Raw genomic sequence first — 18,430 nt, 5'->3', positions numbered from 1 at the left:
ATAAAAGCATAACTTTAAAAAAGTGCAGCTTTAAAACGCTAAATATTGTAGTCCTATCAGCTTTAAATAAACATAAACATTTGTGTTTTTAATGGTTTATTGATTTTGTATCGATAAAATTTTTGTTAAGCGCTTTGCACATAATTTGTAAAGATATTGCACTTTATTTTTTAAATAAAATCGTACATTTTATATTTAAATTTAAGGATTTATTTCGGAGGGTATATGGGAACATGGTCACATGAACCATTTGGAAATGATACTGCAAGTGATTGGGCCTATGAGTTTGAAGAGCAAGATGGGCATGTTGTCATTGAACAAGCTTTTGATGAAATGATTGATATGGCAACCGAAGAGTTTATCGATGCCGATATTGGTTGTATTGCGCATGCTGCAGCAGATGTTTTAGCTAAATCATTTGGTGAAGGGATTGAAGAAAATGAATATTATCCTGAACCTGTAGAAAAATGGCTTGAACAGAATAAAAACAATGTCAATTATGCGCTTATTCCCAAAGCCTTGACTGCATTATTATTATTGACCAGTGAAAACTCTGAATTGGATGAGCTTTGGCAAGATTCAGATGATTATGATGAATGGACTAAAAATATTGAAACGTTGAGAGAGACTTTAAGTTCCAAGATTTGAAGATTAAAATCTCACCTCAACAGCAGTGTTAAATGATGCTAAATCTATTGATCAGCATTATTCTTCATCTTGATATTGCGCATAATACTCAGGCGATAGATTACTAAAGCGCGTGTATTGACCTTCAAAGGCTAAACGCACAGTCCCGATCGGGCCATTACGTTGTTTACCAATGATAATTTCAGCTGTGCCTGCTTCTTTCGACTCTTTGTTATAAACCTCATCACGGTAAATAAACATAATTAAATCGGCATCCTGCTCGATTGCACCTGATTCACGTAAGTCGGACATTACCGGGCGTTTATTTGGACGGTTTTCCAGAGAACGGTTAAGCTGTGACAGTGCAATAACAGGGCACATCATTTCCTTGGCAAGGGCTTTTAAGCTTCGTGAAATTTCACCAATCTCACCGACACGGTTATCACCCATGCCTGGTACTTTCATCAATTGTAGATAATCGATCATGATACAACCCAGCTTGCCGCCATGTTGTTTGGCAATACGTCGTGCACGTGCTCGAAGTTCCGTTGGTGGCAGTGCAGATGAATCATCAATATAAAGATGTTTTTCTTGTAGCTGTAAAATGGTTCCTGTGACTTTAGACCATTCATCGCCATCAAGCTTACCTGAACGTAAATGCCCTTGATGGACTTTACCGTATGCTGAAATGAGACGCATGGCGATAGAATCTGCTGGCATCTCCATAGAGAAAACCAGTGCTGGCAGATCACAGTTAAATAACACACTTTCTACAAGGTTCATGGCAAAGGTTGTTTTACCCATCGACGGACGTGCAGCAACAATGATCATATCACCAGCTTGCATACCAGAGGTTTTATTGTCTAACTCCATAAAACCTGTGGTTAAACCAGTGATATTGCCTTCCATTTGAGAAAGTTCATTTAACTTGTCAAAAACATCTGCAACAACTGAGGTAATGGCTTTTGGCCCTTGTGCTTTGGCATTATTATTATGTTGTTCTGCAATAGAGAAAATATTGGTTTCAGCAAGATCTAGAATTTCACTGACTTCACGACCTTTGGTGTCATAAGCATTTTGCAGGATTTCATTGCCTACTTTAATCATGCTTCTTAACGTTGAAAATTCTTTGATTTTGCCCGCATAGGTTTCTAGGTTGTAGAAACTTGAAGGTGAATCGGACATCAATTGCATTAAATATTCTTCACCGCCAATTGCATCAAGCAAGTTTTGCTTAATCAGCCAATCGTTGACTAAAACTGCATCATATGGAGAGTTTTCTTGTGCCAGTTTTTCGATTGCACGGAAGATATATTTGTGACGTGTTGCATAAAAATCAGTTTCATTCAAAGTATCACTGACTTGTTCAAAAGACTCAGCAACCGTCATCAATGCAGCCAGTACAGCTTGTTCAATTGCCAAGTTATGAGGAGGCGTACGAAACTCTTTTAACTGAGCATTGTCTTTGTTTTTTGCATCAGTGCTGAAGGGATTCTGTTGAGCTGTGGCAGTTGCCTGAGACATATAAAACCTTGATTTTTAAATCGTGCAAAAACATTATTTACGTAATGTACGTGTGTACTGAAGTACTCACTTATCTTAATGCAAAATACTAAAAGTATCTAACAGTAATACCGATAAGTAGGGGAATGAATCAACTAGAAACAATTTCAGCTGATCCGAGGTAAAATTTAAAGATAAAAAAAGAGCATACAAAAGTATGCTCTTTTTTTCTGCAAGAAATTACTCAGATACGATAGTAACGAGAACTTCAGCAGTAACATCATGATGCAATTGGATTGCGATGTTAAATTCGCCAGTGTGACGAAGTGCACCGTTCGGTAAACGAACTTCAGCACGGTCAACTACAAGACCAGCATTTGTTAACGCGTCAGCGATATCACGAGTACCGATTGAACCGAATAATTTACCTTCATCACCAGCTTTCGCAGTGATAACGATGTTTACTTCGTTCAATTGGTCAGCACGTGCTTGAGCAGCAGCTAAAACTTCAGCTTCACCTTTCTCAAGTTCTGCACGACGAGCTTCAAATGCAGCAGTATTCGCTTCAGTCGCTGCAACTGCTTTACCTTGAGGGATAAGGTAGTTACGGCCGTAACCAGCTTTAACTGAAACTTTATCGCCTAATTTACCAAGGTTTTTAATGCGTTGTAATAAAATAATATCCACGGCTCAACCTCACTTATGATTGTCAGTGTAAGGAATCAACGCTAAATAGCGAGCTTGTTTGATAGCAAGCGCTAATTGACGTTGGTAACGAGCTTTAGTACCTGTAATACGGCTAGGAACAATCTTGCCGTTTTCAGTGATGTACTGTTTTAAAGTGTCGATATCTTTGTAGTCGATGTACGTAACGTTCTCAGCTGTAAAGCGGCAGAACTTGCGACGACGGTAAAAACGTGCCATTGATGTTCTCCTTATGCTTCAACAGAATCTTGAGCTTGTTGTGCTTCTTCACGTTGAGCTTTACGCGCACGTTTTTCTTCAGCACTCTTAGCGAGTAAAGATTCTTCAGTGATTGCGTTTTCACGACGGATAATCACGTTACGAAGGATTGCATCGTTATAACGGAACAATTCTTCTAATTCATTAAGCGTAGTTTGGTTACATTCAATGTTCATTAAAATGTAATGCGCTTTATGGATTTTGTTAATTGGGTAAGCCAATTGGCGACGGCCCCAATCTTCAAGACGGTGAATTTGACCTTCAGCATCTTTGATGTGAGAAATGTAGCGTTCTACCATTCCCACAACTTGATCGCTTTGGTCTGGGTGTACCAGAATTACGATTTCGTAGTGACGCATTGTCAGCTCCTTACGGTTTATACAGCCCCAACCTTAAAAAGATTGAAGCAAGGAGTCACAATCAGCATAAACTTTAAACAACAGTTTAAAAGCCAATAGATTGTGCCGCAAAAATTGCGAGCGCCTATTATAGGAAAGTTTGCGCGCAAACACAATTTAATATTCAAATATTTATTGGAATAACCACTAAAATTTTACAGACCCGAGATTGAATTTCATCTTGTACCTATTTAGATTAAAAATGAATAAAAATATGGATCGCTAAAATGACAAACTACAGCGCTGAAAAACTGGAAACCATTGAATCTTATATCGAAAACCCTACACAAGACTTCTACTTTGATGTTTTTGATGGTCGTTATGACATTGTCATGGTGGTGGATTGGAGAGAAGAGGATGATGCAATTATTGGCTATTGTGAAAATATTTTAGAAACTGGACAATTGTCTGCTGAACTTGAAGATGCTGATAATCAACAAGGTTTTAGCATCACAATTCATTATGGTGAAAAATCATTGTTGATTCCTTATCAAGGAGAAGGTGCTGATCGTGATACCACACTACGGGCACTCAATGAAATTTTACAACCTGAGTATGAAATCCGTTTCTGTAAAGCTTCTGATGGTTCCGACACATTAGAATTTATTCCACTTCCGAAAAAATTATGGCATCAACTGGATATGAAATATGCGGGAAAAATGGATGCGTTATTTGCTCGGTTTGAGCATGATTCTGTTTTTTTTGGAAGTTAATTGGGTCACTCAATTAGAAGTTAAATTGAATAAAAACGTGAATTTATTGATTAGATTAATTCATGATTTATTTTGTGGTAATAAAAACACCACAAAACCCTTAAAGTTTGGATCAGTATCAAATTTAAGTTGCTGATCCCATTTACCATGTTGTACCAAGCCAATTTTATAAGGCAGTTTCAATGTTGAAGCCTTAGTTAAATAAGTCTGATAATTTGAAATAGTCGTAGTGCCTTGATAGGTTTGAATCACCATTTCATCAATATTTTCTCTAAATAGCCTAAGTGTAACTGGATCACGCAGATTGGCCCAATCCATCAAACTGGTGATGCTGAGTTGATAATGCTGTGGTAACTGCTTTCTAAGCTGTTGTAGAAATAAGCCATACGCTTTTAAATTTTTAGTTGGTGCATCAAAGTCGATTTGAATACCTTGAATGTGATTGCCTGCGCTTTCCCACTGTCGGACGCGTTGTAAAATTTTTTCTATTTCAGCGCCTTGCCAATTTAAATGATGATTTCGAAAAACTAACCATACTTTTTGATGTGGAATCTTAACCACAGAAATGCCTTGTTGGATCAAGATAGATTGGCTGGAATTTTTCTCCAGCCTAACTTCACCTTGTAAAATATAGATTTCCTTTGCTTTACTTAAATAAGGCGCAGACTTGATATTTCCCCAAATCCAAAAGGTATCATAGTCATTTGCATTGACCTGATCTGAGGCTGTTGCGGATTGACTCGGTTGACACGCCATTAATCCTAAACAACATTGGATTGTCAGTAGAACCGAGAAAATCTGTTTAAGCATGAATCAACTACCAATAATATTTTAAAGATTTTGCCCATGTGGTATTTGGATAGTCACGTTTAATTTGTGCGTACCATTGTTTGCGTGTGGATTTTGTGGCCTCTTTTCCACCACAGACATTTATACTACTCGGCGAATAACACATAACAGCGCGATAAAGCGCATAAGCTTGTAATTCACTTTTAGAATTCGATTTAATAATTTCTTTATAGACCTCACCACGACTAAAAGTTTCACCTGTAAAGGCATTTTTCGGCTGGCTAAAACTTGGACCATAGTAATAGTCACCATAAAAACTTTCTAAAGCAGTGCCTTGATTACGCATATATTCGCCTAGGCATAAACGATAAGTTAAATTTTTCGGATTTTTTTCTAAGCCAGCTGTTAAGGTGCTTAATTTAGGGCATTTGAGCGTTGGTGTAATTTCATGACCATTCCAAACAAAAACTTCGAAGTGGGGTTCTGACTTATAAGCTTTAATTTTGCTGTTGTATGCTTTGTATTCTGAGGCATCTTGAGGTAACCATGTGGTATATGCTTTATTGAATACCGCATAGTTTTGACTCATTAAGCTTTTATCTAATAATGTATATAAAGCCAGATTCTTTTTATCAGCTGAACTGTCTTTGGCAGTAATGATACTTTCTAAAGCTTTGACATCGGCAATTTGAGTAATGAATGCTTTCTGTAAGCTTGCTTGTTTGATTTTTGAATGATTTCCTAAAAAGGCATTTTGGTTATTGGTGTTTTTATAGTGAATCGCTAGGGCGACTTCTGCCAAAGCTTTTTGATAAGGATTAGCAGAAATTGCGAGTAAATGATCCCAATATTGTTCAACCAGATTTTTATCACTACTTTTTTCAAGAATGACCCCTTTAAGCGTATATTGGCTGAGTTCTAAATAATTTTGAATGGAATTGGGTTTTTGTTTCGGTAAATAATTTAACGCATCTTGCGGTTTTTTCTGAATAAAATATAAATGAACGGCTTGTAAATAACGGAACAACTCAGGTTGCTCCTTAAATACAGGTTTTTGTGCATTTAACTCGGACCAGCTAATTGGCCGGTACTGCGTAGAATCACTCTGACGCATATACATCAGATCATAAATGGCTAAAAAGAAAGGATCGTTGAGTGTTTTTGCATTGAAGTTTTCTAAACCAAATACCTTGCGATCTATTTCGGCCGCCAATGTGGACATGTCGAGATTGTAATAATCTGATCTGGGGTGATCCATCTGCCAAATCATCTCTTTGACTAGCGCATCTTGTTGATTGGCAATCCAGTAGCCTCGGCGTAAAAAACCTCTGGCACTGGCTACGTATTGACCTTTAGGGTAAAGCTTAAAATAATCAGTAATGCGATTAAAAAAAGTTTTAAGAAGCGCTTGATCAACTTTTTGAGTATCTAAATCACCGTAAGTTCCTAATGACTGGCTATACAGCTCATTTAATGATGTGCGGATCAGCATGTATTGAGCGGTTTCTTTTAACCAAGGGTCATCAACTTGGCTTAAGGCTGTAAATATTTTAGTTGCTGAGGAATAGTTAGCTTTGTAAAATAAAATGATCCCATTTAAATAAGAAGCATACTGTTGAGCGGATTGTGTCCATTGTACATTGACCGGAATCAATGGAATAGTTTGTTGACAATCTTTGATCTGATTACGTTGTTCTAACAAGCTGCTTTTTTCGTTTTGAGATATTTTCTTGTGATTTGAAACTTGTTGAAGAAAAACTTCAGCACCAGATTTGAGCGTTATACAGCGCTCATCATAGACGTGATCATTTGCATCATAAAAAGCACGTTTGTTTGGAATCTTATTTTCAGATGCTTGAGTTAGTTCGGTAGGGTAAAAAGGGACTAAGCCACTAGACGTATCCCATAAACTCATTTTATCAACTTCAAATGCTTTGATACTTGCTAAACCTTTGTCACTTAGCAGTAGCATCATGTTGGTTCTATTGTCATTGGCTGGATAGAGTATGGGGAGATTTAATATACGATATTGATTGTTGTTTAGGTCAAAAGTTGGTGATGCGATTTCTTCTGCAGCGCCAGCAAAGCTAGAAGTAGGGTGAACTACCAAAGGTAAACCGACAAGAAAGACATATTGCAGTGTTTTATTTTTAAAAAGCATAAAGTGCCTATCGTTATAATAAAAATTTTAATATTTTAATTTTATTTATGCAGATAAAAAAAAGATAGAGAGAACTCTATCTTTTTTTAAAACAGTGGCAAATGAGGTGCAGGGGAGACATAACTAAAACTAAAGCTCACACTGAGCGCTGTAATTAGAATGACGGAATACAAAAAATATTTTTTTGCCCAGACCTGATCATTTTCAGCTTTAAATCCAATAATCGATAAATATACCCAATAGGCACATAAAGCATTAAAGGTAATAAGGAAGAAAATGTTGGTATAGCCAAAACAATACAATCCATTTAAAACTGCAGCAAACAGAATAACGTAAATTAAACTTTCAACTTTCGTGCGAAAAATTGAACGGGCTACAGGTAAAATTGGAATATTTGCATTTTTATAATCATCAAATCGATAGATTGCAATTCCCCAAGAATGTGGCATTTGCCAGAGTGCATAAGCTAAAAAAATCAGCAAAGCGGCAACATCAAATCCGTTGGAAACAGCAGTATATCCAATTACAGGAGGGCTTGCGCCAGAAATACTTCCAATCACAGTTTGGTGAATGGTAGTACGTTTACTCCAAAGACTATAAAAAATCACATACACAACAAAGCCGAGTACAGCAAAGCCAAATGCGTAGGCGTTGACAAAAAACCACAACAAAGCAAAGCCAATTAAACCGAGCACAGCAGAAAAAATTAAAGCAACTGTTGGGCTGATGGTTTTTTTGACGAGCGCACGATTCATTGTACGTTGCATTTTTTGGTCAATGTCTTGGTCAATGACATTATTCACCACACAGCCAGAGGCAACGACAAGCGTAGTACCTAGTAATGTGATGAGAAGTAAAAGGAAATCTACAGAACCTTGAGCGGCTAAGAAAAAGCCGCCCAAAGTGGTAACGAAGTTACCAAAGAGAATTCCTGGCTTAGTCAGGAATAGATATTTTTTCAACATGACACCCTAGAGCATCATGTTTGAATGTAAGTAGTTCATGATCCATACAGAACCAATTAAGAGAACTGCAATCGTCAGAATCGTATAGATGAATGCAATCACATTCCAGCGTTGTTCAGAAGATGAATTCATGTGCAAGAAGAAAACTAATTGTACAAGAACTTGAGCAATCGCAGTGATCGCAATCGTTGCAACAACTGCACCACCAGTCATTCCTTTCATCACCATCCCGAAAGGGATGATGGTCAATACGACAGAAAGAATGAAGCCGATAGAGTATTGTTTGATGTTTCCGTGCGAAGCACCAGCAGCATTATGATCATGACTCATTATAAAGCTCCCAGTAAATAAACTACGCTGAATACACAGATCCAAACGATGTCAAGGAAGTGCCAGAACAAACTTAGGCAAGCAAGACGACGTGTATTTGGAACAGTCAAACCATTTTTCTTGATTTGAACCATTAACACGATCATCCAGACCAAACCAGATGTTACGTGGATACCATGCGTACCTACAAGGGTAAAGAACGCAGATAAAAACGCACTGTGGGTAGGACCATGACCAGCGTGAACTAAATGATTAAATTCATAAAGTTCCATACCGATGAATGTTGCACCAAAGAGCCAAGTGATAATTAACCACATAAGCACTTGGTTGACATTTTTCTTGTAAGAAGCAAGTACCGCAAAACCGAAAGTCACAGAAGAAATCAAGAGAGCAAAGGTTTCAACAAGTACGAAACCTAAAGACTCACCAAATAACTCTTTTGGACTTGGAGTACCAGGCGGAATATGACTGCTTAATACAGCGAACGCGATGAAGAGTGTACCGAATAAAATCAAGTCACTCATCAAGTATGTCCAGAAACCAAAGACGGTGATGTCTGTATCATCGTGATGATGATGTTCATCGTGTCCGTGGTTGTCGTGATGAAGTACTTCAGCCATATCCTTAGTCCTTCTTCAAGTGTTTTTCAAGTAAAGCATAACGCTCGTTTTCGATACGTTCTACTTCAGCAGCTGGTACGTAGTAGTCCACTTTTTTAGTGAATGAACTTACGATGAAGCTGATAACAGCACCAAGGAAAGTTGCAACGACTAACCACCAGATATGCCAGATTAAAGCGAAGCCCATTGCTGTAATGAACAAGGCAATAACAAAACCAGCAGCACGGTCAGTTGGCATATGAATATCTTCATATTTCTCAGGGCGTGCATACGCTACACCATTCTCTTTGTCATTCCAGAAAGTATCAATACCATTGATTTTTGGAATTTCAGCAAAGTTATAGAACGGAGCAGGGGATGAAGTAGACCATTCAAGTACACGACCATCCCATGGATCGCCTGTGTTGTCCATGTTGTCGTGACGTTGTAAGAAACCAACAATAACTTGCATTAAGAAACAAGCAATACCGATTGCTACAAGCACAGCACCAAACAAAGCAATTGCTAAGTATGGGTCCCATTCAGGGTTGTCATATGTATTCAAACGACGTGTCATACCCATGAAACCAAGGATATAAAGTGGCATGAATGCAAAATAGAAACCAAAGAACCAGAACCAGAACGATGCTTTACCCCAAGTTTCATTTAACTTCCAACCAAACATTTTTGGCCAGTAGAAAGTGATACCTGCGAACATACCGAATACAACACCACCAATAATTACGTTATGGAAGTGAGCGATCAAGAATAAAGAGTTGTGTACCAAGAAGTCAGCTGGTGGAACAGCCATCAATACACCCGTTAAACCACCGATACCGAAAGTCACAAGGAAGCCAAGTGTCCAGTACATTGGTGATGTAAAGGTAATACGACCCTTATACATAGTGAATAACCATGAGAAGATTTTCACACCAGTAGGAATCGCAATAATCATGGTCATGATACCGAAGAACGCGTTAACGTTGGCACCAGCACCCATGGTAAAGAAGTGGTGTAACCATACCACGAAAGCAAGTACTGTAATCGCAATCGTTGCATACACCATAGACTTGTAACCGAACAACGTTTTACGAGAGAACGTTGAAACGATTTCAGAGTAAAGACCAAAAGCAGGTAATACTAAGATATATACTTCTGGGTGACCCCATGTCCAAATCAAGTTCACATAAAGCATTGGGCTACCGCCAAGCTCATTGGTGAAGAAGTGGAAACCGAAGTAACGGTCTAGCGTTAACATTGCAATTGTTGCAGTCAATACTGGGAAAGATGCAATGATCAATACTGCTGTACAAAGTGCAGTCCAAGTAAAGATCGGCATGTCCATAAGTTTCATACCAGGCGCACGCATTTTGATGATGGTAACAAAGAAGTTAACACCCGTTAAAAGCGTACCTAGACCAGAAACCTGGAGTGCCCAGATATAGTAGTCAACACCAACACCAGGAGAATATTGAATGCCAGAAAGAGGTGGATAAGCCATCCAACCTGTTGCAGCAAACTCACCTAATACAAGTGAAACCATCATCAAACCAGCAGCACCAGCAAATAACCAGAAGCTCACAGAGTTTAATAATGGGAATGCAACGTCACGCGCACCAATTTGAAGTGGTACAGTGATGTTCATCATACCAACAACAAGACCCATTGCTACGAAGAAGATCATGATTACACCATGTGCGGTGAAGATCTGATCGTAATGGTCTGGATGTAAGTAACCTTCACCGCCACCTTTTGCAAGGAACAGTTGAAGACGCATCATGATTGCATCTGCGAAACCACGAAGTAGCATCACAACAGACACAAGGATATACATAATACCAATTTTTTTATGGTCTACAGATTTAAACCATACATTCCAGAGGTAACCCCATTTTTTGAAATAGGTGATACCGCCGAAAACTGCAATTGCACCAAGAGCCATAATGACCATTGTTACAAGTACAATCGGCTCTTTAGGGATTGCATCCCAATTGAGTTTACCTAATAACAAAGACATGTCTTATTCCCCTACAGAAGCAGTTGCATGTTCAGCACCTGCATGTTCAGCACCTGCATGGTCTGCACCATGGTAGTTGCTCATGTAAGTGTTGATAATGCTTTTGAACAAGTCAGGCGTAACTGAAGAATAATAAGTCACAGGATGAGGCTTAGTAGGGAATGGACCTTTACGTTCAGCTTCGTGTGCAGCTTTAAGTTCTTCTGGAGTATGCGCATTGTTCAGCATTGCTTCAATTTGGTGTTTAGAACGATCACCATCTTTGAGCGTAGCAAATTCAGTCGCATCAAGCGTGGTTTTTTGGATCGCTTCAGGATTAATTGAAGTACCTTTACCTGCTTTAATAGCGTCTACCCAAGTGTTGAAGTCAGCATCTGAAACAGCATGAGCTCTGAAACGCATTTGCGTAAAGCCATAGCCGCTATAGTTTGCTGAGAATCCACGGTAGCCATCTGCTGGACTTGGATGTTCTGCAAGCATATGTAACTTAGTTTGCATACCTGCCATTGCATAAACCTGACCTGCTAACTTAGGAATGAAGAATGAGTTCATTGTAAAGTTAGAAGTGATTTGAAATTCAATTGGTTTATTGACTGGGAAACGAACTTCGTTAATTGTAGCTATTTGTTGTTCAGGATAGATAAATACCCATTTAAATTGTTCAGCGACTGCTTGAATTTTTAAATGTTCTTCCATCTGACCTTGAGTATTCGTTAATGGTCTGTAAGGGTCATATTTGTGTGAACCCCACCATGTTAAATACGCAAGAATAGCAATAATAATACACGGGATACCCCATACTACAATTTCAATCGCAGTAGAGTGTGCCCATGTAGGTTTATAGTCTGCATCTTTATTTGACGCGCGATATTTCCAACCAAACCACAATGCCATCAAGATCGAAGGAATTACGACCAATAGCATTAAGTAGATCGCAGTCATCATCAGGCTACTTTGACCTTCAGCGACTGGACCTTTAGAGTTTAGAAGTACTATATCACCACCACACCCAGTTAAGAGTGCGGCGATCGCAGATAAAGACAATACAGCTAAAGTCGTTTGTCTCATTTTACAACCTCGGTGAAGAGTCCCATTCCCTATATAAATATGGGATAGCGATTAAAGTGCCGCATGATTGAAAATGACTATTATTTCTAAATAGAAAACATTCTCAATGATCTGACACCGCTACGTTGTAGGGCATTATGCCTCATATCGTCAAACTTAGCTATACATAGAGGTTGAATATATTGATGTAAAAATACCTGATATTTTTAGTCGGAATTATAAGGAAAACAAAAACATAAATTATTATTTTGTGCTTGGCTAGCGATAAAAAATGGCGGTATAACCGCCATTTGAATTATTCTGAAAGATCAATAACTTTGGTTTTAGAAATACGATCATGTAATGCATAATTCTCTTTAGAGAAAAACATGAACAAATCAACAATGAAAATGATGGCAATCAGAGGTAATACGCTCATAACTTGAGACAGGATAAGAAATAAAAATGAACGAACAAAAAATCCTCTTAGCGACCCTGGCAATTGATTGGTATTGACATCAACAATCTGCAGTTTGAATATTTTTTTACCAATAGATTGTCCAAATTTGGTAATCATAAAGCATTGAGTGATCAAGAGAATAAGTACAAAGACCATCAGAGCAATATTCAGATAGGCTGGCATACTTTGACTGATCATTTCAGCAATTTTAACTTGGTTGTCTACTGAAAAACCATCTGAAGCAACTTTGATTGCATCTTCAGGCATAAAATAAGCAATAGCGATGAATTGGGGTAAAAACAAAAGGGCAAAATCGATAAGTTTGGCTGAGATTCGTTTACCTACAGGTGCCGCTTTAATGATTTTTTTTGTACTTTTTTCAATTTTTATATTGGTGATAGCAGGATTTTGTTGACGATCAATTTGTTCGTTGTTTGATGACGTTGGTGTGACATAACCAATAGGCTCATAAACAAGTTTACCTTGTGTAAGTTCACCAAGCGCTTTCCATTCCGTTAATCCTTGATGCCAAGCTAAATCTGTTAAAAGTACTTGCTGGCTTGCAAGCATTTGATTCAGTTGTTCAATTGAATACGGACCAGCTTGTTGGTTATTTCTCGCCAAGTAAATTTGCATAAAACTCAATTCTCAAAATAAATCTAAAAGTACAAAATTGGTAGATGAAAATGAACATAACCGCAACTTTGTTCACCTACTTTTTTAAACCACTATGTATACTAGATTTTTGAATGTATTAACATTAAATTTACACGAAATCTTAAAATATCAAGAAAAATTAACCTATTTAGCAGCAGAGGAGTGACTGTAAAACTTGGTTCAACATTCAAACACAGATGTGAAAACTGAATACACCAACGATATATCGAATATTTGCATCTACGTTAAAAACTACCAATCTTAAATCTGATATTTCATGGAATATTAAAATCAAAGTTTAAAAAATATACATAAAAAAGACCCTACTAGAGGGTCTTTTTAAACAGCTTTGATTAAGATTGTTTAATCTTTTCTTCAGCAAGGAAGAACCAAGTATCTAAAACTGAGTCTGGGTTTAATGAAACAGATTCAATACCTTGTTCCATTAACCATTTTGCAAGATCAGGGTGATCAGAAGGACCTTGACCACAGATACCTACATATTTACCCGCTTTACGGCAAGCATGAATTGCCATAGAAAGTAATGCTTTTACTGCTGGATCACGTTCGTCAAACAAGTGAGAAACGATACCAGAGTCACGGTCTAAACCAAGTGTTAGCTGAGTTAAGTCATTTGAACCGATAGAGAAACCATCGAAGTGTTCAAGGAATTGTTCAGCAAGTAATGCGTTTGTTGGTAACTCACACATCATGATCACTTTAAGACCGTTTTCACCACGTCTAAGACCGTTCTGAGCCAATAACTCAATAACACGTTTCGCTTCAGATACTGTACGTACAAAAGGAATCATGATTTGAATGTTGGTTAAACCCATTTCATCACGTGCTTTTTTCAATGCACGGCATTCGAGTTCAAAGCAGTCACGGAAGTTATCAGATACATAACGACTCGCACCACGGAAACCAAGCATCGGGTTTTCTTCTTCAGGCTCGTAAAGCTTACCACCAATCAAGTTCGCATATTCATTCGACTTAAAGTCAGACATACGAACAATTACTGGTTTGTCAGCAAATGCAGCTGCAAGGGTAGAAATACCTTCAACCAATTTTTCAACATAGAATTCAATCGGTGATGCATAACCAGCAGTACGTGCCAGAACGGCCGCACGTGTTTCGCGTGGTAGGCTGTCAATGTTTAACAACGCTTTTGGATGCACACCAATCATACGGTTGATGATGAATTCTAAACGTGCAAGACCAATCCCTTCGTTTGGAATTTGAGCAAAGTCAAATGCACGGTCAGGGTTACCTACGTTCATCATAATTTTGAACGGAAGTTTAGGCATAGATTCGATCGAGTTACGTTGAATTTCGAAATCTAACGCACCTTCATAAATAAAGCCTGTATCACCTTCAGCACAAGAAACAGTGACTTCTTGACCATCAACAAGCACTTCTGTTGCATTACCACAACCTACGATGGCAGGAACACCAAGTTCACGGGCAATAATTGCCGCATGACAAGTACGACCACCACGGTTAGTTACAATTGCAGCCGCACGTTTCATCACTGGTTCCCAATCTGGGTCAGTCATGTCAGATACAAGAACATCACCTTCTTGTACTTTGTCCATTTCTTTAATTGAGGTAACAATACGAACTTTACCAGAACCAATACGTTGACCAATTGAACGACCTTCACAAAGAACTGTACCTTTTTGTTTAAGGAGGTAACGTTCCATTGTGCCGACATTTTCACGGCTTTTTACCGTTTCAGGGCGTGCTTGAACGATATAGATTTGACCATCATCACCGTCTTTTGCCCATTCGATATCCATCGGCGCTTGATAATGTTCTTCAATGATCAAGGCTTGTTTAGCAAGTTCTTGAAGCTCTAAATCATTTAAAGCAAATTGCTGACGATCTGTTTTTTCAACATCAACAACCACAACAGATTTACCCGCAGCACCTTCTTCACCATAAATCATTTTTTGGTGTTTAGAACCAAGATTACGGCGAATAACGGCATGTTTGCCATTTCTTAGAAGTGGCTTAGAAACATAGAATTCGTCAGGATTTACTGCACCTTGTACAACCATTTCCCCTAAACCGTAAGAAGCAGTAATAAATACTGCTTCACGGAAACCAGATTCTGTATCAAGTGTAAACATTACACCTGCAGCACCCGTTTCAGAGCGAACCATACGCTGAATACCAGCAGAAAGCGCAACAATATCATGTGCAAAATTTTGGTGTACACGGTAAGCAATGGCACGGTCATTATAAAGTGAAGCAAAAACTTCTTTAATTGCGATAAGAACGTTGTCAATCCCACGAATGTTTAAGAAAGTTTCTTGTTGACCCGCAAATGAAGCATCTGGTAAGTCTTCAGCAGTTGCAGAAGAACGTACCGCAACAGCGATGTCAGGATTACCGTTAGAAAGGGCAGCAAATGCTTCGCGAACTTCAGTCTCTAGACCTGTAGTAAGTGGAGTTTCTACAATCCATTGACGGATTTTTGCACCAGTTTCTGCCAGTGCGATTACATCATCAACATTTAATGCTGCAAGTTCTGCATTGATTTTAGCATTTAGGCCACTTTGCTCTAGGAATTCGCGATATGCATCAGCAGTCGTTGCAAATCCACCTGGAACCGATACGCCAGCATTTGCTAAATGACTGATCATTTCCCCAAGTGAAGAGTTTTTACCACCCACGATCTCAACGTCGTGTTTACCTAGTTTTTCCAGACCGATTACGCGTGCTTCCAAAGTTGTTACTCCACTTATGCAGTATTAATCACTATCTTGGCATGAAATTATAACAAAAAACTTAGCATTTTGATTCAACTAAGTGATAGTCATGTAAGATGGGCTTACTATAAAGATTATACATCGCTAAGACAAATGTTTGAGGAGATTTTTAATGTCAGAAAGTAACCAAATAAAGCGGAGCGTATTTTTTATTTCTGATGGTACAGCGATTACGGCTGAAACCCTTGGGCATTCATTATTAGCGCAATTTCCTCATGTAAAGTTTGATATCCATATTATTCCCTATATTACCTCTGAAGAAGCTGCAATGAATGTAGTCGAAGAAATCAATAAAAGGGCGGATAAAGATGGTCAACAACCTTTGGTATTCGATACTTTGGTTGACCCTTATGTTCGTGACATTATTAACACTGCAAATGCTGTAAATCTTGATGTTTTTGAAGGGCTTATTAGTAAGTTGTCAGACGTTTTAGGTACACCACCTACAACTTTAGTCGGACAAACCCATGCTGTGACGGATTCTGAGTCGTATAAAGCACGTATTGATGCTGTTCATTTTGCTTTGGATAACGATGATGGGGCACGTACCCGCCATTATGACAAAGCAGATTTAATCCTGATCGGCGTATCGCGTTCTGGTAAAACTCCAACTTCAATTTATTTATCTTTGCAGTTTGGTATTCGAGTTGCAAACTACCCATTGACCGAAGAAGATTTAGACGATAACCGTTTACCTGCGGTACTGAAAGAACATAAAAATAAACTATTTGGTTTGATGATTGATGCTGAACGTCTCGTTGCCATTCGTTCTGAACGTAAAGCCAATAGCCGCTATGCGAGCTTTTCGCAGTGTCAGATGGAGCTACGCGCAGTTGAAGGAATCTATATTTCTGAAGGGATTAAATATTTAAATGTTTCAGAGATGTCGATTGAAGAAATTTCAACACGTGTTTTGCAAATGACAGGTCTTAAACGTCGTATTGGATAATCCATCATTATACTTTTTGGTGTGTGTTGTGGTTTAACAACAGTATTGAGCTGAATCAAGGTTTGGCTCATTTTCTTTTATGTTTATTATTTTTTATAGTGTGATTTGTTATATGAATAAGATATTAAAAGTAAGTTCATTTTTCATACTTGTAAGTGGACAAAGTATATTTGCACAACAAACCAATGCTGAATCATTGAGCAACTTTGAAAATGGGTTGGTTGAAAAATATTATCAAAAAACCTGTTCAGGGCGTGCTGAATGTGATCAGTACAATGAAAAAATTTCCAATGAAATTGAAAATAAAATAAAAAATGATTCATCGAGTTTTGCATATTCGTTTGCAAAACTCGATGAAAAAAATATGCTGGATATCCATTACAGCCCTGATCGAAAAATCAAATTTTATACAATGGACGTTTCTGCTGGGGGAACGATGAGAGAACCATATAGTTTAATTCAGGTGAAGCGAAGCAATGGTTTGGCGTCCCAAGCGTTAGCTCAAGTGGGATTTATCGATAAAATTGCGCAAGTCAAAATTAAAAATCAGGACGTTTATTTAGTCACCAGTCTATTTATTAATAGTACTTGTTCAAGGGGCTATCGCATTAACTCCTTTATATTGAACAACGGCAAATTTGTCGCGCACCCCATTTTTGAAACCAAGACTCAAAAACTTGATTCAATTGGTGTTGAAAATGATTGTCAGGAATGGGAGCGTTCTGCTGAAGATTTTATCCGTATCTCAAAAGACTTAAAAAATATTGATATATTGGTGGTGAATGCTTCAGGAAAATTGACCAATAACTATTTACGTTATCAAAAAGCTCCACAGGGTTATCGTTACAGTGGTGTGGTCAAATAATTAAATAAAAGAGGCCTAAAAGCCTCTTAAATTCAAACCTTCTCAAACTATTATTCGTAAGTGGTAATAATCACATCCACTAAATGTTCAATTCCTTCCATACTTTGTACTGCATTTTCAGTAATTTTAACGACTGGCCAAGTGATTAATTTACAGTTTTTATGTTGTAATGCTGTGTAGTAAGTATCTGATTTTAAAAATACTTTACTCTTTAACGCAGAGTTCGGCATCAACTGACGTTTTAACCATTGTTCCTGAACTTGCGACTCTAGATAACGAATCGCCAACATTGATTTAACACGATGATTAAACAAACGACGATTTTTGATAATCAAAGGGTGCGAAATTAACTTTTGAACCCCTTTTTCAGTTTGCGGTAAAATAAAAGCGGGTGTGATTTGAAACACTTTTACAAATTCAGCACTGTTTAAAACGTGGCTAAGGTGTGTGACTGTAAGTTGATTTGCACCAATAATTGCCACGTTTAAACCGGTAAAATCGGTGAGTTTAATCTCAGTAGATGCAATAATTTTACCTTTATAATGCTTAAAAAATTCCGGCTGATTTTGAAAAAAACCTTCATTTTGACTCTTTTTCCTATCGAGCATATTAT

18 protein-coding genes are annotated in these 18,430 nt (G+C 38.0%); 4 read left to right on the top strand and 14 right to left on the bottom strand.

The window, feature by feature from the left end; all coding sequences use genetic code 11:
• The first annotated feature begins 225 nt into the window (after nucleotides 1-225).
• Nucleotides 226-648 carry a DUF4259 domain-containing protein gene (locus MTO68_RS14365; RefSeq protein ID WP_004719330.1) on the top strand — a complete coding sequence of 141 codons (423 nt, stop codon included), beginning with the start codon at nucleotides 226-228 and terminating at the stop codon, nucleotides 646-648.
• 57 nt (nucleotides 649-705) lie between these two features.
• Here the strand turns inward: MTO68_RS14365 and dnaB are convergent, their stop codons facing one another.
• The 4 genes from dnaB to rpsF form a co-directional block, all read right to left on the bottom strand.
• A complete protein-coding gene (dnaB, locus tag MTO68_RS14360) occupies nucleotides 706-2,151 on the bottom strand; it encodes a replicative DNA helicase (RefSeq protein ID WP_004719332.1) in 1,446 nt (481 codons plus the stop codon).
• A gap of 219 nt (nucleotides 2,152-2,370) precedes the next feature.
• Nucleotides 2,371-2,817, bottom strand: a complete 447-nt coding sequence (gene rplI, locus MTO68_RS14355) for a 50S ribosomal protein L9 (protein WP_004719333.1) — start codon at nucleotides 2,815-2,817, stop codon at nucleotides 2,371-2,373.
• 9 nt (nucleotides 2,818-2,826) lie between these two features.
• Nucleotides 2,827-3,054 (bottom strand): 30S ribosomal protein S18, encoded by a 228-nt coding sequence (gene rpsR / locus MTO68_RS14350; RefSeq protein WP_004719336.1) that lies wholly within the window; start codon nucleotides 3,052-3,054, stop codon nucleotides 2,827-2,829.
• Nucleotides 3,055-3,065: 11 nt separating this feature from the next.
• Complete coding sequence (rpsF, locus tag MTO68_RS14345) at nucleotides 3,066-3,452, bottom strand: 30S ribosomal protein S6 (protein WP_004719337.1); 387 nt, start codon at nucleotides 3,450-3,452, stop codon at nucleotides 3,066-3,068.
• A 266-nt stretch (nucleotides 3,453-3,718) separates the two neighbouring features.
• Between rpsF and MTO68_RS14340 the strand changes: the two genes are divergently transcribed.
• Entirely contained in the window at nucleotides 3,719-4,204 is a 486-nt protein-coding gene (locus MTO68_RS14340) for a hypothetical protein (protein WP_244013044.1), read from the top strand.
• A gap of 60 nt (nucleotides 4,205-4,264) precedes the next feature.
• Here MTO68_RS14340 and MTO68_RS14335 read toward each other — a convergent pair whose 3' ends face one another.
• The 9 genes from MTO68_RS14335 to ppsA form a co-directional block, all read right to left on the bottom strand.
• Entirely contained in the window at nucleotides 4,265-5,014 is a 750-nt protein-coding gene (locus MTO68_RS14335; RefSeq protein ID WP_244013042.1) for a DUF3142 domain-containing protein, read from the bottom strand.
• Nucleotides 5,015-5,021: 7 nt separating this feature from the next.
• On the bottom strand, nucleotides 5,022-7,154 hold the full coding sequence (locus MTO68_RS14330; protein WP_244013040.1) for a hypothetical protein: 2,133 nt from the start codon (nucleotides 7,152-7,154) through the stop codon (nucleotides 5,022-5,024).
• 86 nt (nucleotides 7,155-7,240) lie between these two features.
• Complete coding sequence (cyoE, locus tag MTO68_RS14325; protein ID WP_004719345.1) at nucleotides 7,241-8,119, bottom strand: heme o synthase; 879 nt, start codon at nucleotides 8,117-8,119, stop codon at nucleotides 7,241-7,243.
• A 6-nt stretch (nucleotides 8,120-8,125) separates the two neighbouring features.
• Nucleotides 8,126-8,452, bottom strand: coding sequence for a cytochrome o ubiquinol oxidase subunit IV (gene cyoD / locus MTO68_RS14320; RefSeq protein ID WP_171066910.1), 327 nt, complete (start codon nucleotides 8,450-8,452; stop codon nucleotides 8,126-8,128).
• The gene (gene cyoC / locus MTO68_RS14315; protein WP_004719350.1) at nucleotides 8,449-9,069 is read right to left on the bottom strand and encodes a cytochrome o ubiquinol oxidase subunit III; all 621 of its coding nucleotides are present in this window, start codon (nucleotides 9,067-9,069) and stop codon (nucleotides 8,449-8,451) included. Before cyoC ends, cyoD begins: the two co-directional genes overlap by 4 nt.
• Before the next feature lie 4 nt (nucleotides 9,070-9,073).
• Nucleotides 9,074-11,065: a cytochrome o ubiquinol oxidase subunit I gene (cyoB, locus tag MTO68_RS14310; protein WP_004719352.1), complete on the bottom strand. Its 1,992-nt coding sequence runs from the start codon at nucleotides 11,063-11,065 to the stop codon at nucleotides 9,074-9,076.
• Nucleotides 11,066-11,068: 3 nt separating this feature from the next.
• Nucleotides 11,069-12,133 carry a ubiquinol oxidase subunit II gene (cyoA, locus tag MTO68_RS14305; protein WP_004822435.1) on the bottom strand — a complete coding sequence of 355 codons (1,065 nt, stop codon included), beginning with the start codon at nucleotides 12,131-12,133 and terminating at the stop codon, nucleotides 11,069-11,071.
• Between the two features lie 295 nt (nucleotides 12,134-12,428).
• Entirely contained in the window at nucleotides 12,429-13,208 is a 780-nt protein-coding gene (locus MTO68_RS14300; RefSeq protein WP_034613420.1) for an RDD family protein, read from the bottom strand.
• A 374-nt stretch (nucleotides 13,209-13,582) separates the two neighbouring features.
• Entirely contained in the window at nucleotides 13,583-15,961 is a 2,379-nt protein-coding gene (ppsA, locus tag MTO68_RS14295; RefSeq protein ID WP_004719359.1) for a phosphoenolpyruvate synthase, read from the bottom strand.
• A 154-nt stretch (nucleotides 15,962-16,115) separates the two neighbouring features.
• On the opposite strand from ppsA, the gene MTO68_RS14290 reads away from it, so the two are divergent.
• A complete protein-coding gene (locus MTO68_RS14290; protein WP_004719361.1) occupies nucleotides 16,116-16,952 on the top strand; it encodes a pyruvate, water dikinase regulatory protein in 837 nt (278 codons plus the stop codon).
• A gap of 112 nt (nucleotides 16,953-17,064) precedes the next feature.
• Nucleotides 17,065-17,817: a hypothetical protein gene (locus MTO68_RS14285; protein WP_244013038.1), complete on the top strand. Its 753-nt coding sequence runs from the start codon at nucleotides 17,065-17,067 to the stop codon at nucleotides 17,815-17,817.
• Nucleotides 17,818-17,867: 50 nt separating this feature from the next.
• Here MTO68_RS14285 and MTO68_RS14280 read toward each other — a convergent pair whose 3' ends face one another.
• Entirely contained in the window at nucleotides 17,868-18,425 is a 558-nt protein-coding gene (locus MTO68_RS14280) for a hypothetical protein (RefSeq protein WP_034613434.1), read from the bottom strand.
• Between the last annotated feature and the right edge of the window lie 5 nt (nucleotides 18,426-18,430).

It is taken from the genome of Acinetobacter sp. NyZ410 (genome assembly GCF_022828975.1).
Lineage (GTDB): Bacteria > Pseudomonadota > Gammaproteobacteria > Pseudomonadales > Moraxellaceae > Acinetobacter > Acinetobacter guillouiae.
This window is presented reverse-complemented; position numbering and strand designations above follow the sequence as displayed.